Genomic DNA, 14,526 nt, shown 5'->3' with positions numbered 1-14,526 from the left:
GCGCGCCTGTACAAGACCGGCGACCTCGGCCGCTGGCTGCCTGACGGCACCTTGCAGTACCTGGGGCGCAATGACGATCAGGTGAAGATCCGTGGCCTGCGGGTCGAACTGGGGGAAATCGAAGCCGCCCTCGCCGCACTGGCGGGTGTGCGCGAAGCCGCCGTCATCGCTCGCGAGCACTCGTCTGGCCAGCGTCTGGTTGCCTACCTGTGTGGCGGGCCGGCCGCCGCCGGGCAATTGCGCGCCGAACTGCTCAAGCGCCTGCCCGAGCACATGGTGCCTAGCGCCTTCGTCGTGCTCGACACCTTGCCGCTCACGCCCAATGGCAAGCTCGACCGTCGCGCCCTGCCCGAACCGGATCAGGACGCCTACGCCAGCCGGGCCTTCGAAGCGCCCCAGGGACGCATCGAACTGATCATTGCCGGAATCTGGCAAGCCTTGCTGGGTGTCGAGCGCATCGGCCGTCATGACGGCTTCTTCGAGCTGGGCGGCCATTCGCTGATGGCGGTCAGCCTGATCGAACGCCTACGCGAACAAGGCTTGCACGCGGATGTCCGGGCGATCTTCAGCAGCACGTCCCTGGCCGAACTCGCCCAAGCCCTGACGAACGCCCCTCAACCGGCGTTCCAGGCACCGGCCAACCGCATCCCGCCCGCGTGCACGGCCCTGACCCCGGACATGTTGCCGCTGGTGGAGCTGACTGCGGACCAACTCGAACGTATCGTCGGCGCCGTACCTGGCGGTGCCGCGAACATCCAGGACATCTACCCTCTGGCACCGCTGCAACAGGGCATCCTGTTCCATCACCTGCTGGGGCACGAAGGCGACGCTTACCTGGTGCGCTCGATGCTGCAGTTCGACAACCGCCAGCGCCTCGATGCCTTCACTGCCGCCTTGCAGCAGGTGATCGATCGCCACGACATCCTGCGCACCTGCGTACATTGGGACGGTTTGCCTCAACCGGTGCAGGTCGTACAGCGCCAGGCGCGCTTGCCGGTGCACAGTGTTTCCCTCGACGGTAACAAGGACCCGCTCAGCCAGCTCGAAGCCCTGAGCGATCCACGGCAACTGCGACTGGACCTGCGCCAGGCGCCGCTGATGCGTGCCTGCATCGCCCAGGATCCGCATTCCGAGCGCTGGATGCTGGCGCTGCTCAACCACCACATGGCCAGCGACCACGTGACCTTGGAAATCGTTCTGGAAGAAATCCACGCGATCCTCCATGACCAAGGCGAACGCCTGGCGGCACCGCAACCCTATCGTGACTTCATTGCCCAGGCCCAGGCCGTCCCCGCCGACGTCCCCGAAGCCTATTTCAGCCGCCGCCTGGCCGATGTGGATGCACCCACCGCGCCCTTCGATCTGCTGGAGGTACAAGGCGACGGCCGTCACATCGAGGAAGCCAGTGTGACGTTGAGCGTCGAGCTCAACCTGCGTCTGCGGGCCCAGGCCCGGGAGCGGGGCATCACCCCGGCGACGCTGTTCCATGTCGCCTGGGCACAGGTGCTGGCCCGCTGCACTGGCCGCGACGATGTGGTGTTCGGGACCGTGGTCGCCGGTCGCCTGCAAGGCTCGGCCGGCGCTGAACGGGCCTTGGGCGTGTTCATCAACACGCTGCCAGTGCGCGTGCCACTGACCGCCGGTGCCCACGAACAGGTACTGGCCACTCACCGCGACCTGGTCGAACTGCTGACTCACGAACAGGCCTCCCTGGCCCTGGCGCAACGTTGCAGTGGCGTGCCCAGTGCCTTGCCGCTGTTCACCACCTTGCTCAACTATCGGCACCAACGCGACGACAGCCAGCTGCAATGGCCCGGCATGCGCATCCTGGACAGCGCCGAGCGAACCAATTACCCGCTGACCCTGTCGGTCAACGACTACGGCGACTCCCTGGGCCTGACCGTGCAAAGCGTGCAAGCAGTGGACCCGCAGCGCATCTGTGCCCTGATGCAACGGGCGCTGGAGCAACTGGCCCAGGCCTTGATGTACACGCCTCGGATCCCACTCACGCAGCTGGACGTGCTGCCTGCCCAGGAGCGCACCCTGCTGCTGGAAACCTTTAACCAGACCGAGGTGGATTACCCAACTGGCCTGTGCATTCAACAGTTGTTCGAAGAACAGGTTCGCCGCACGCCAAATGCTTGTGCATCCCTCGACGGCCGCCATTCCCTCAGTTATGCCGAGCTCAATGCCCAGGCCAACGGCCTCGCCCAACAGTTGATCGCGGCTGGAGTCTTGCCGGGGGATCTGGTGGCCATCTGCGTCGAACGCGGCGTGGCGATGATCAGTGGCCTGTTGGGCATCCTGAAGGCCGGGGGGGCCTACGTGCCGCTGGACCCGACTTACCCCACCGAGCGCCTGGCCTCGATTATCGAGGACGCCAGGCCGCGCCTGTTGCTGGCCGACCCGGTCGGTCGCGCGGCCGTAGGTACATTGCAGGAAGGCACTCGCTACCTGGCCATCGAGCGGGCGCTGGCCACACCGTCGAACAGCCGCGATCCTCAACCCGATAGCGTCGGCCTGACGCCCGAGCACCTGGCCTATGTGATCTACACCTCCGGCTCCACCGGCAGGCCCAAGGGCGTGATGATCGAGCACCGCAACCTGGTGACCTCGACGCTGGCCCGGGGCACGGTGTATGGACCGGCGACCGGCAAGCGCTTCCTGCTCTTGTCGTCGATTGCCTTCGACAGTTCCGTGGCCGGGATCTTCGGCACGCTGGTCAGTGGCGGCACCTTGTGCATCCCGGATGCCGAAACCGCCCGCGACCCCGAGGCCATCGCCCGCTTCATTGGCGAACAGACCGTCACCTCGCTGCTGTGTGTGCCGTCCCTGGGCCGCCTGGTGCTGGCAAGCCTTGCCAGCGGCAACGGGCATGGCAGCCTGCAAGAGATGATCGTCGCCGGCGAAGCCTGTCCCGCGCAGTTGGTGCAGGAATGTACCAGGCTGGAACCGGCGATCGCTTTGTACAACGAGTACGGCCCCACCGAAGCCACGGTCTGGACCACGGTGCATCGCTGCACCGCTGCGGACCTGGGCACGGTGCCCATCGGGCGGGCGATTCCCAACAGCCGCCTGTACGTGCTCGATGAGCAGCGCCAGCCGGTACCGCTTGGCGTGCCGGGCGAACTGTATGTGGGCGGCGCGGGGGTTGCCCGCGGCTACCTGGACCGGGCGGCACTGAACGCCGAACACTTCCTCAGCGACCCGTTCGCCCCGGGCGACGAGCCACGGATGTACCGCACCGGCGACCTGGTGCGCCTGCGCGCCGATGGGGTGGTCGAATTCCTCGGGCGTAACGACCAGCAGGTCAAGATCCGCGGTTTCCGTATCGAGCCCGGTGAAATCGAGGCGCTGATGCTGACCCTGCCGGGGGTCCGCGAGGCCGCGGTCATCGCTCGCGAAGACACCCCGGGGGCGACGCGCCTGGTGGCTTACCTCAGCGTCGAGCCGCACCTGGCTGGCCGTAATGCCAGCAGCACGCTACGGCCTTACCTGACTTCGCAGTTGCCGGACTACATGGTCCCGGCGGCGTTCGTGGTGGTCGAGCGGTTGCCGTTGAGCCCCAATGGCAAGCTGGACCGGCGTGCCCTGCCCGCGCCCGGCGACGAAGACTTTACCCGCCGCCAATACGAAGCGCCCAACGGTGAAACCGAGACGCTACTGGCACAGCTCTGGGCCGACTTGCTGGGCCTGGAACGCATCGGTCGGCACGACGACTTCTTCGAACTCGGCGGTCACTCGCTGCTGGCGGTGCAAGTCACGCTCCGGGCGCGGGAAATCTTCGGCGTCGAGGTGCCGCTCAGGGGGGTGTTCGAACACCCCTCGCTGCTGGCCCTGGCCGACCTGATCAACACCCTGCAACTGGCGCAGTACGAGTCGGATGAATTGCTCGACCTGCAACAACAAATGGCTTCGCTGTCTGAAAGCGAACTGCTCGCTATCGTCTCCAAGGATGCTTAATAAATTGAACGAACATAACGATAGTCTCGACCAGTTGAAACGTGCCGCACTGCTGCGACTGCTCAAGCAACGTGGTGCGACGCGCGTCATCGAAACCGTTGCCGACGACATGGCCTGCGTCGACCGCGCCGCGCCGCTGGCGCTGTCGTTCGCCCAGCAGCGGCTGTGGTTTCTCGACCAGTTGGACCCGACCGCCAGCGCCGCCTACCACATACCCGCCTCGTTGTTGCTGCAAGGTGCCCTCGACCAGGCGGCCCTCACGGCCGCCCTCGATCGCCTGGTGGCGCGGCATGAAAGCCTGCGCACCACTTTCCGCCGCGAGGGCGAACAGCCGGTGCAAGTCATCGCCCCGGCCGATTGCGGCTTCAGCCTTGTGACCCATGACTTGCGGCACCTGCCCCGGGACCAGGCCGCAACCGAGGCCGCGCACCTGAGCGAAAACGCCGCCGCGGCGCCGTTCGACCTGCTGCACGGGCCGCTGATCCGCGGCACCCTGCTCCGCCTGGCCGACGATGAGCACCGGCTGCTGATCACCCAGCACCACATCATCTCCGACGGCTGGTCCATTGGCATCCTGGTCAAGGAATTCGCGAGTTTGTATCAGGCATTCAGCGCCGGGCAGCCCGACCCGCTGCCGCCGCTGACCCGGCAGTACGCCGACTACGCGGCCTGGCAGCGCCAGCACCTGGAAGGCGAGCGCCTGGAGCGCCAAGTGGAATTCTGGCGCGCCCACCTGGCCGGTGCCCCGGCGCTGCTTTCATTGCCGACCGACCGCGCGCGCCCGGCGGTCCAGAGCTACCGCGGCGAAACACTGGGCTTCGACCTGCCAGCCTCGTTGTCCGCCGCCATCGTCCAGTTCGCCCAGTCCCGCGCCGCGACGCCGTTCATGACCCTGATGGCTGCCTGGGCGGTCTTGCTGGCCCGCATCAGCGGTCAACAGGACCTGGTGATCGGCACCGTCGCCGCCAACCGCGACCGCCACGACGTACAGGCGCTGATCGGGTTCTTCGTCAACACCCTGGCCCTGCGTGTGCGCCTGGAAGCCAACCCGACCCTTGACCAGGTACTGCAGCAGGTCAAGCAATTGATGCTGGAATCCTCCACCCAGCAGGACACCCCATTCGAACTGGTGGTCGAGGCCCTCAAGCCTGCGCGCAGCGCCAGCTACAGCCCCGTGTTCCAGACCATGCTCTACACCAATGCCGCCGGTGCCGGGGGCCAGTTGCAGTTGCCGGGGCTGAACCTGGAGTTCCTGCCCTCGCGCAAGGACAACACCCAGCACGACCTGTCCCTGCACATCGACGAAGGCGGCCCGAGCCTGTCCTGCAGCCTGTCGTATTCCACCGCGCTGTTCGACGCCGCCACCATCGAACGCCTCGCCGCGCGCTTCGAGCGCCTGTTGCACTGCTTTACCGATGCCCCCGACACCCGCATCGGAGCCCTGGAACTGGACCCGCCCCAAGCCTTGCCCGAGGTCACCGCCCAAGTACCCGGGCCAGGCCAGACACCGCTGTCCTATCACCAGGAGCGGCTCTGGTTCGTCGATACCTTCGAAACCGGCTACCTGTACGACGCCAATCCGGTCTATCACAACATTGCGTTACTGCTGGAGTTGACCGGCGAGATCAATCAACCGGCCCTGCAAACCGCCCTCGACGGCTTGCTGGCCCGCCACGACATCCTGCGCTGCCGGGTATTGAGCGACGGTAGCCGGGCCTGGCAGCACTTCGACGGCCCGGCCAGCCTGACGCTCGAAGTGATCCAGGGCAACCCCGACGACTTGCCGGGCCAGGCGCTGGCCGCGACCCGTCGCCCGTTGAACATGGACGGCGGCAGCCTGGTACGTGCCAGCCTGGTACGGGCAAGCAATCAGCATGGGATCCTGGCCATCGCCGTTCACCATCTGCTGGCCGATCGCAGCGCCATGCAGTTGCTCAAGCGCGACCTGCTGGCCCTCTACGAAGCCGCCTGCGCCGACCGCAACGCCGACCTGCCGGCCTTGCCACTGGGCTATGGCGACTTTGCCGCCTGGCAACGCAACCTGCCGGCCAGCGTGCTGGAAAACCTGCGGGCCTATTGGGCCTATCAACTGCGCGGCAAACTGCAAGCCTTGGAGCTGCCCCTGAATCGACCTCGGGCGGCGGTGCATGTATTTGCCGAAGCCACCCACGGTTTCACCCTCGAACCGGCCCTGACGCGACGCCTGGAAGCGCTGGCCCGGGAAGTCGGCGTGAGCAGCGACAGCCTGGCCCTGAGCGCATTCACCGCGCTGTTGCGCCGCTACGCCGGCCACGATGAACTGGTGATCGGCACCACGGCCGCCTGCCGTGAACCGGCCCTGCGGGACGTCGTCGGGCCGCTGGACAATCTGCTGGTCATGCGTGGCCTGTGCGACAGCGACACCACTTTGCAACAGCTTTGGGAACAGACCGCCAACAACCTGACCCAGGGCCTGCGCCACCGGCACATGCAGTTCGACCAATTGGTGCTGGCCCTCAACCCGGCCAAGGACATGAGCCGCACCGCGCTGTTCGACGTGCTCTTCAATTTCCAGCGCACCACCGACCACGACACGCTGGTGGCGGGCCTGGCGGTCAATACGCTGGAAACCAACCTGGGTTATGGCAAGAACGACCTGCACCTGCTGATCACGGCCGATGAGTCACACTGGGCCGGACACCTGGCGTACAACGCGGAATTCTTCGACGCCGAATTCATCCAGCAGCTGATGCGCCATTACGTGCGCCTGCTGGAAGCTTTTGTCGAGGATTCGCAGCAGCGGGTCGACGACGTCCCACTGCTGGATGCCGCCGAACGCCAACGACAGATCCTCGACTTCAACGACAGCGAAGCGGCCTGGCCCGAAACCCTGACCCTGCATCAGATCTTCGAAGAACAGGTGCGTCAGTACCCGGACCGCATCGCGGTCAATCTGGGCCTGGAGCGCCTGAGCTATCGACAGCTCAACGAACAGGCCAACCGCCTTGCCCATCGCCTGCGCGCGGCCGGCGTGCAGCCCCAGGAGCTGGTGGCCATCGCCCTGGATCGCTCGGTACAGATGATCGTCGCCACCCTGGCGGTACTCAAGGCCGGCGGTGCCTACGTGCCCATCGATCCAAGTTCGCCCCAGGAGCGCATCGCCTATGTGCTGCGCGACAGCGGCGCCCGCAAGGCCATCGCCCGCCAGGACATGAGTCCGGCGTTGCAGGCCCTCGGCATCGAAGTCTTCGATGCCGCCACGGACAGCGGCGTCAGCGCCGCCAACCTGCCCAACTTGAGTGCGGCGGACCACCTCTGCTACGTAATTTACACCTCGGGCTCCACCGGAGAACCCAAAGGTGCGTTGCTCGAACACCGCAACGTCGTGCGCCTGCTGCACAACAATCGACTGGACTTCCAGTTCAGTGCCGACGATGTCTGGTCGCTGTTCCACTCCAATGCTTTCGATTTCTCGGTCTGGGAAATCTTCGGCGCCCTGCTCTACGGCGCGCGCCTGAGCCTGGTGCCCGAAGCCCTACGCCGCGATCCGGTGGAACTGCTGGGTTTCCTTGAAAGCGAACAGGTGACGGTGCTGAACCAGACGCCGTCGGCGTTCCTGCAACTGAGCGCTGCGGCCCTGGCGACGCCGCAGGTGAGCCTGGAACATTTGCGCTATGTGATTTTCGGCGGGGAAAGCCTGGAACTGGGCAAGCTCGACGCCTTCCACCGTGCCTTCGGGCATGTGGCGCTGGTGAACATGTACGGCATCACCGAAACCTGCGTGCACGTGACCTACAAGGCCATTGGCGCGGCGGACATCGCCGCCGGCGTCTCCAATGTCGGGCGGCCGATTCCAACCACCGTGGCCTACGTGCTCGACGCCCGTCAACGGCTGCTACCAGTGGGTGTGGCCGGTGAAATCTGCGTCGGCGGGCTGGGTGTGGGCCGTGGCTACCTGAACCGTCCGGCCTTGAGCGCCGAACGTTTCATTACCGACCCGTTCCGGCCCGGCGAGCGTCTGTATCGCTCCGGCGACCTGGGCAAGCTGCTGGACAATGGTGAAATCGTTCACCTGGGCCGGATCGACGCCCAAGTGAAGATTCGCGGCTTCCGCATCGAACTGGGGGAGATCGAAGCCAAGCTGCTGGCCTGTGACGGCGTGCGTGAAGCGCGGGTATTGGCCCGCGAGGACGCGAGCCAGGGCAAGCGCCTGATCGCCTACCTGATCCCTGAGACGGGCGCGGTGCTGCAAGTGGCGGCATTGCGCAAGCAGTTGGGAGCGACCCTGCCCGACTACATGGTTCCGAGTGCCTTTGTCAGTCTGCAGGCCTACCCGCTCACCGCCAACGGCAAGCTGGACCAAGACGCACTGCCGGCACCGGACCTGGACGCCATGTCCGCGCGCAGTTATGCCGCGCCCGAAGGTGCCGTCGAAGTGGCCCTGGCGCAGATTTTCCGGGCGTTGCTGGGTCTGGAACGCGTGGGACGCAGTGACAGCTTCTTTGAATTGGGCGGGCACTCGCTGCTGGCCGCGCAACTGGTTTCCCGGGTGCGGCAACAGTTGGGCGGCGAACTCATGCTGCGCGAACTGTTCAGTCATCCCACCGTGGAGGAACTGGCGCGGGTCGTCGGCGACCTGCCAACCGTCAGCACCGAGACCATCGGCATCGCCGACCGCAATGCACCGTTGGCGCTGTCCTTTTCCCAGCAACGCCTGTGGTTTCTCGACCAACTCGATGCAAACGCCAGCACCGCTTACCACATGCCCGCATCCTTGCTGCTGCGCGGCGATCTCGACCACGCCGTGCTCAAAGCTGTCCTCGACCGCTTGGTAGCACGTCACGAAAGCCTGCGGACCACCTTCGATCGTCATGGCGAACAACCGGTGCAGATCATTGCCCCGGCAGACTGCGGCTTTGCCTTGGCCGAGCAGGATTTGCGCAGCCTGCCTTATGAGCAAGCCAGCATCAGTGCCTCTCGCATCGCCGACAGCGAGGCCGCGGCGCCGTTCGATCTGCGCCAGGGACCGCTGATTCGTGGGCGGCTGTTGCGCCTGGCCGACGACGAACACATTCTGCTCATCACCCAGCATCACATCATCTCCGACGGTTGGTCGGTGGGTGTCCTGGTCAAGGAGTTCGCCACTCTTTATCGGGCCTTCAGTCAACACCAGGCCGATCCCCTGCCCGCGCTGTCGGTTCAATATGCCGATTACGCCGCCTGGCAGCGCCAGGTCCTCGACAGCGAGCGCTTGAGCGACCAGGCCGACTTCTGGCGTGAACAGCTTGGCGGCGCGCCGGCGCTGTTGTCCTTGCCCACCGATCGCCCGCGCCCGGCGGTACAAAGCTACCGGGGTGGCGACGTCAGGGTGAACATCGCTGCGCAGTTGCGCGAACGCCTGGAACGTTTTTGCCAGGCACACAACGTCACCCTGTTCATGGCGTTGCTCAGTGCCTGGTCGGTCCTCATGGCACGCCTGGGCAACGAACCGGACGTCGTGATCGGCGTACCGACGGCCAACCGTGGCCGTACCGAAACCGAAAACCTGATCGGCTTCTTCGTCAACACCTTGGCCCTGCGGGTAGACCTTGGGCAAAACCCGAGCGTGGCGCAGTTGCTGGAGCAGATCAAACACACCACCCTGGCGGCCCACGAACATCAGGATATTCCTTTCGAGCAAGTCATCGAGGCCTTGCAGCCACCGCGTTCCCTGAGCCACAACCCGCTGTGCCAGGTCGCGCTGTCGCTCAATAATACTCCTGGCGGCGTTGAACTGAGCCTGCCCGGCCTGACCCTGGTCCCCGTGGCCCAGGCCCATGAAACCTCGCAGTTCGACCTGATGCTGACACTGGACGATGACGGCGGCACGCTGGGCGGCGTGATCGAATACGCCAGCGACCTGTTCGACCATCGCACCGTGGAACGCTTCGCCCAGCACTTCCAGACCCTGCTGGAAGCCATGATCGAGGATCCCGCACAGCCGGTGCTCGCCCTGCCGTTGCTCACCCCGGCACAGCGCCAGGCCTCACCGGCGACGCTGCCGCCCAAAGCCGTGTTCGCGGCGCAACTGCTGATTCATCAGCGCTTCGAACAGGTCGCCGCCGCGCAGCCCCACGCCACCGCCCTGGTCCTGGGCGAACACGAGCTGAGCTATCGGGCACTCAACCGCCGCGCCAACCGCATCGCCCGTGAACTGCTCGCCCAAGGCGTGCGCCCCGATGACCGGGTAGCGATCCTGGCCCGCCGCGGGGTGGAAATGGTCTGCGCGGTGCTGGCCGTGCTCAAGGCCGGTGCCGCCTACGTGCCACTGGATCCGGCCTACCCCAGCGAACGCCTCGGCTACCTGCTCGACGACAGCACCCCGGTGGCCTTGCTGGCCCAGCCTGACTGCCTCGCCGTGCTGCCCGAGCATGCCGTGCCGGTGGTGCACCTCAAGGATTACGTCGCCACAGACGACCTGACAGACGTGTCCCTGGACCACAACCTTGAAGCCAGGGCGCTGGGCCTGACGCCGCGGCACCTGGCCTACGTCATCTACACCTCGGGGTCCACCGGGCTGCCCAAGGGCGTGCTGGTGGAACATGGCAATGTCGCACGGCTGTTCGACGCCACCGCCGGGTTGTTCGACTTCGACCACAACGACGTGTGGACGCTGTTCCACTCCTTTGCCTTTGACTTCTCGGTCTGGGAAATCTGGGGCGCGTTGAGTTACGGCGGCAAGCTGGTGATCGTGCCGAGCGACGTGGCCCGTTCCCCCGATGATTTCTATGCCCTGGTCTGCCAGCAGCGCGTCACGATCCTGAACCAGACGCCGAGCGCCTTCCGCCAGTTCATCGAGGCCCGTGAGCGCAGCGACCAGGAGCACACCCTGCGCGAAGTGATCTTCGGCGGCGAAGCGCTGGATTTCCGCAGCCTGCGCCCCTGGACCGCACGCACAGCATTGGCGCGTACCCGTCTGGTGAACATGTACGGGATCACCGAAATCACCGTGCACGCCACTTACTACCCAATCAGCCAGATGGAAATCGACACCGGCGCACCAAGCCTGATCGGTCCGCCACTGCCGGACCTGTGCCTGCGTATTCTCGACGAGTACCGGCAACCGGTGCCGGTGGGGGTCAATGGCGAGATCTACATCGGCGGTGCCGGTGTGGCCCGGCATTACCTCAATCGCGAGGTGCTGAATGCCGAACGGTTCATCCCCGATCCATTCGCCGTGGAGCCCGGCGCAAGGTTGTATCGTACCGGCGACATCGCTCGCTACCGCGCCGATGGCGGCGTGGTCTACGTGGGCCGCAACGACTCACAGATCAAGATCCGCGGCTTCCGTATCGAGCTGGGGGAAATCGAAGCGCACCTGCTCGATTGCGCCGAAGTCCGCGAGGCACTGGTGATCGTGCGTGAAGACCGTCCCGGCGACAAACGCCTGGTGGCCTACCTGATCGCCCATGAAGGGGCTGCCCTGGAGTCCTCGGCCTTGCGCAGCCAGCTGGCCGGCGTACTGGCCGAACATATGGTGCCCAGTGCTTTCGTGACCCTGGAGGCCTGGCCATTGACCACCAACGGTAAGCTCGACCGCGCAGCCCTGCCGGCACCGGACTTGTCTGCCACCGCGAGCCAGCACTACGAAGCACCGCTGGGGGAAATCGAAATGACCCTGGCCAGCGCCTGGCAGACGTTACTCGGCGTTGAACGAGTAGGCCGTCAGGATCACTTTTTCGAACTCGGCGGCCACTCGTTCCTGGTCATCAGCCTGATCGAGCACCTGCGTCAGGCGGGTCTGCAACTGGATGTGCGCACGGTCTTCTCTGCGCCGACACTCAAGGCCATGGCGGCGGTCCTCGCCGGTGGCAGCACCACCCAACAGGTGGTCCCCGCGAACCTGATCCCCGCCGATTGCCCGGCGATCGTCCCACAGATGTTGCCGCTGGTGACCCTGAGCCAACAGGAAATCGAGCAAATCGTCGCCGACGTCCCCGGTGGCGCCGGCAATGTGCAAGACATCTACCCCCTGTCATCGTTGCAGGAGGGCATCCTGTTCCACCACTTGTTGCAGGCCGAAGGCGACGCCTACCTGATGCGTACCGTGGTGACGTTCGATCGTCGCCAGGTGCTCGACGACTTCCTGGCCGCCGTACAGGTGGTGATCGACCGCCACGACATCCTGCGTACCGCGTTGCGCTGGCAAGGCTTGTCGCAGCCGGTGCAGGTCGTTCATCGCCAGGCGCAACTGCCCGTCATGACCTTGGACTGCTTGCCTGGCGAAGACGCCTTGCAGATGCTCAGAGACCATACGGACACGCATCATCTGCGCCTGGACCTGCAACGGGCCCCGTTGATCGCAGCGTACGTCGTCTACGACGAACCCCGGGCACAATGGCTGCTGGCGTTGCTCGACCATCACCTGATCAGCGATAACGTGACCCTGCGCCTGATCATGCTGGAGATCCAGGCCGTGATGGCCGGCCAGGCCGAGAGCCTGCCACCGTCCCAACCGTACCGTAACTTCATCGCCCGGGCCGCCAGCGTGCCCCAGGCCGACCACGAAGCCTACTTCCGTCACTTGCTGGCCGATGTGGATGCCACCACCGCGCCTTATGGTGTGCTCGATGTACGGGGCAACGGTGCGGGGATCAAGCGTGCGGTGAAACACTTGAGCGACGATCTCAGCGCCCAGGTGTATCGAACCGCACGCACTCAAGGGGTCCCGACATCCGTGCTGTTCCATGCGGCCTGGGGCCTGGTCGTCGCGGCCACCAGCGGGCGCGACGACGGGATTTTCGGCACGGTGTTGTCGGGGCGTTCCCAAGGCACCGCCGGTGCCGACCACGCACTGGGCATGTTCATCAACACCTTGCCGATGCGCATTCGCTTGCAGCAGAACACCGTCAGCGACATTGTCCGCGACGCCTACCAGCAGCTCAGTGAGCTACTGACCCACGAACAGGCGTCCCTGGCCCTGGCCCAGCGTTGCAGTGCCGTGGATACGTCGCTGCCACTGTTCACCGTGATCCTCAACTGCCGCCATGGCGATCTGGTGAACGCGTCCGGGGAAAACGTCGCAGACATGGGCAGCCACGAAGGCATGCACTTCATCGCCTCCGAAACCCGCACCAACTACCCCATTGAAATTGCCGTGGCGAATGTGGGCAGTGGCTTCTCCCTGACTGCCCAATCCATCACCGGCATCGACCCGCAACGCATCGCCGCCTACCTCGCCCAAGCCGTCGCCGCGCTGGTCGAAGCCCTTGAACAGGCTCCCGAACGCCTCGCCAGCGATCTGGACGTGCTCCCTGAAACCGAGCGGCAATTGCTGCTGGCGGACTTCAACCACACCGCCACGGATTTCGGCACGGCGCAACCGATCCAGCACCTGTTCGAAGCCCAGGTCCAGGCCAACCCCGACGCCGTGGCCCTGGTCTGCGAACAGCAACAACTGACCTACCGCCAGCTCAACCGTCGCGCCAACCACCTGGCTCGGCAGTTGCTCGAACTCGGTGTCGAACCTGATCAGCGCGTGGCGATCTGTGCCGAACGCAGCCTGGACATGATCGTCGGCCTGCTCGGCGTGCTCAAGGCCGGTGCCGCCTACGTACCCATCGACCCGGCCCATCCCGCCGAGCGCATGGCGTTCATGCTCCAGGACAGTCAGCCTCGGGCTTTGCTGACCCAAGCGGCCCTTACCCTGCCGTCCGGGGATCTACCGGTGTTCTTGCTCGACACAAGCGGTTCGCTGCAAGCAGCAGACGATGCGACGTTCGATGTGAACCCGCAGGTATCGGGCCTTACGGCCGAGCACCTGGCCTATGTGATCTACACCTCCGGCTCCACCGGCCAGTCCAAGGGCGTGATGGTCGAGCACCGCTCGGTGTTCAACTTCTGGCAGGTGCTGACCCGCACCACCCACCAGCATTGCCCAACCCCGGCCACCGTGGCCCTGAATGCCGGGTTCTTCTTCGACATGTCGATCAAGGGCATCTCCCAGCTGTTCTCCGGCCATCGGCTGGTGATCATCCCGCAACTGATCCGCGCCAGCGGCCACGAGTTGCTGGACTTCCTCGAACAGCACCAGGTGCACGCCTTCGATTCCACGCCGTCGCAACTCGACACCCTGCTCGCCGCCGGCCTGCTGGAACGCCAAAGCTACCAACCCGTCAGCGTGCTGCTCGGTGGCGAGGCCATCAATGCCGCGACTTGGGAGAAACTGCGCAACTGCCCGAGCATTCGCTTCTACAACATGTACGGCCCGACCGAATGCACGGTGGACGCCACCATCGACCTGATCCGTGACCTGGGCGAGCGTCCGAGCATTGGCCGGCCGATTGCCAACGTCCAGGTGCACGTGCTTGACACCCACGGCCAACCGACGCCACTGGGCGTGGCCGGTGAGCTGCACATCGGCGGCACCGGCGTGGCCAGGGGTTACCTGAACCGGCCGGAGCTGAGCGCCGAGCGATTCATCGCCGACCCGTTCAGCACCGAACCGAACGCACGCTTGTACAAGACCGGCGACCTCGGTCGATGGCTGGCCGATGGCACGCTGGAATACCTGGGCCGCAACGATTTCCAGGTGAAGATCCGTGG

At 65.3% G+C, this 14,526-nt stretch carries 2 protein-coding genes; both read left to right on the top strand.

Annotated features, from left to right (window positions below):
• Window positions 1-3,963: non-ribosomal peptide synthetase (locus tag BT125_RS28025; RefSeq protein WP_139271824.1), on the top strand; the 3,963-nt coding region annotated here is incomplete at its 5' end.
• A 4-nt stretch (window positions 3,964-3,967) separates the two neighbouring features.
• Window positions 3,968-14,526: non-ribosomal peptide synthetase (locus BT125_RS28020; protein WP_072412393.1), on the top strand; the 10,559-nt coding region annotated here is incomplete at its 3' end.

This window comes from Pseudomonas sp. NFACC04-2, assembly GCF_900119265.1.
Taxonomy (GTDB): Bacteria; Pseudomonadota; Gammaproteobacteria; order Pseudomonadales; family Pseudomonadaceae; genus Aquipseudomonas; species Aquipseudomonas fluorescens_AA.
This window is presented reverse-complemented; position numbering and strand designations above follow the sequence as displayed.